Below are 1,799 nucleotides of genomic sequence, written 5' to 3'. Positions count from 1 at the left end.
ACCTTTGTGAACAATGCCCCGGGATGGTTCTTCACCTATACGGAACAGGTGACCATCGAGAAAGACAAGGACTATCCGCTGACCGCCGCAATGAAGCAGCAGGTACGCGAACTGACGCTTGTCGTCGAACCTACTGGTGATGCCGCCGGACGCATCACGGAGATTGTTGCCCATCTGACGGGTGCAGCCCGAACACTCGACTTCGCTACCGATACCTACGGAGCCGCTTCGAACGTCGTGCTGCCCTTCACCAAGATTACCGAAGGTGACGATGCCGGCAAGTGGAAAGCCACGGTGCGGCTGTTGGGTGTGACCGGCACGGAACAACTGCTGACGGGTGAAATCCGCTATGCGGACGGCAACCCGACCCCCACGATGCTGAAAAGCGACCTCACGGAAGCCCTCAAGGAGTTCAATACCGGAAAGGGCGCATCGCTGACCCTCGGCGGAACGCTGGTTGAGACTCCCGAAGGCATGGAAGTGGACGGAGCCGAAATCAACGGCTGGGAAGAAGTGAAAGGTGATGATGTAAATGCCGATTTGTAACTAATATAATGACAGATATAATGAAGACAAGATTTTTTGCACTTGCGACGCTCGTCCTCGCACTGGCAGCCTGCAACAACGACAACGAGAACCTGAACGGTGACCCCGTGGCCGCCCGGTTTACCGCCGACATCGCCCCCGCCACCCGCGCCAGCGGAACCACCTGGGACAACGGCGACCGTATCGGCATCACCGACATCGGCAACGATTCCCAGTACGGCAACGTGCCTTTCATCCTGAAAAACGGGAAATTTGAGGCAGAAGGAAAGGTTATCTATATCGAAGATACAAAGACCCATACTTTCCGCGCCTACTATCCGTACAACGCGGCGGGAGGCATCCTCACAGCCACGACCGATGCCACGGCGCAGCAGAACCAGCCTGCCATCGACTTTCTCTTTGCTTCAGGAGCCACGGGAGACAAAAACAACCCGGTAGTAAGCTTCACCGACAAAACCGCCAAAGGCGGTGAAGACAACTCCTTCCACCACCGCATGAGCCAGATAACCCTTACCTTCGAGGCGGGCGACGGCGTGGATTTCAGCGTGGTCAAGCCTGAACGTTACACGCTGGCCGGATTGTTACTCACCGGTACGTTCAACACGGCCGACGGTATTGCCACCGCAGACAACGGGGCACAGACCGGAGAACTGACCATGAATCTGGCAGACGGCAATCTCACGTCATCGATCATCCTCTTCCCGCAGACAGTTGCATCACTGCCGTTGGTTGTGAATTACAAAGGTCAGGAATATCATGCCACACTCAACATGCCCGAAGGCGCACTGCTGGCGGGCAACAACTATACCTATACCGTCAAGGTACGCAACAAAGTCCTTGAAGTCAGCGAAGCCACCATTGCAAAGTGGAACGATATAGACGGTGGAGATGTGGGTGCTGACCTGTAGGATTTTAATAATTAATCGATTAGAATGAAGAATTATGAGCCATAGATTATTTATCCCCGCAGCCATCGCCCTGCTGCTCGGCCTTGCCGCCTGCACGCAGGACGAACTTGCCGACGATAACCGTCTGCCCGAAGGAGAATACCCCGTAGTCATCCGTGCCACCGGACTGTCCGTAGAAGCAACGCCGCTGGCAGCCCCTTCCACTCGTGCCGCTGTGGACGGCGATTGGCAGGGCGTCACTTCCGTGGCACTCAAGATGGGCGATGCGGTAAAGGAATACACCGTAACGGCTTCTACCGATTTCAAGAGTGCCACGCTTTCACGCGAGAACGACCCGTACTACTG

At 55.8% G+C, this 1,799-nt stretch carries 1 protein-coding gene and 2 pseudogenes; all 3 read left to right on the top strand.

Going from position 1 to position 1,799, the window contains the following annotated elements; translation table 11 throughout:
- A pseudogene (locus N5O98_RS27120) lies at nt 1–546 on the top strand (FimB/Mfa2 family fimbrial subunit); the annotation flags it as partial.
- Between the two features lie 20 nt (nt 547–566).
- Nucleotides 567–1,454 carry a fimbrillin family protein gene (locus tag N5O98_RS27115; protein ID WP_117808979.1) on the top strand — a complete coding sequence of 296 codons (888 nt, stop codon included), beginning with the start codon at nt 567–569 and terminating at the stop codon, nt 1,452–1,454.
- A 34-nt stretch (nt 1,455–1,488) separates the two neighbouring features.
- A pseudogene (locus tag N5O98_RS27110) lies at nt 1,489–1,799 on the top strand (fimbrillin family protein); the annotation flags it as partial.

This window comes from Bacteroides sp. LFL-34, assembly GCF_027257075.1.
Classification (GTDB): Bacteria; Bacteroidota; Bacteroidia; order Bacteroidales; family Bacteroidaceae; genus Bacteroides; species Bacteroides ovatus.
The sequence above is the reverse complement of the archived record's forward strand: the minus strand, read 5'-3'. Positions and strand labels throughout refer to the sequence as shown.

Excerpts from the sequence above, each read along its gene's own strand:
- N5O98_RS27115 (WP_117808979.1), top strand. The coding sequence starts at position 567 with ATGAAGACAAGATTTTTTGCACTTGCGACGCTCGTCCTCGCACTGGCA.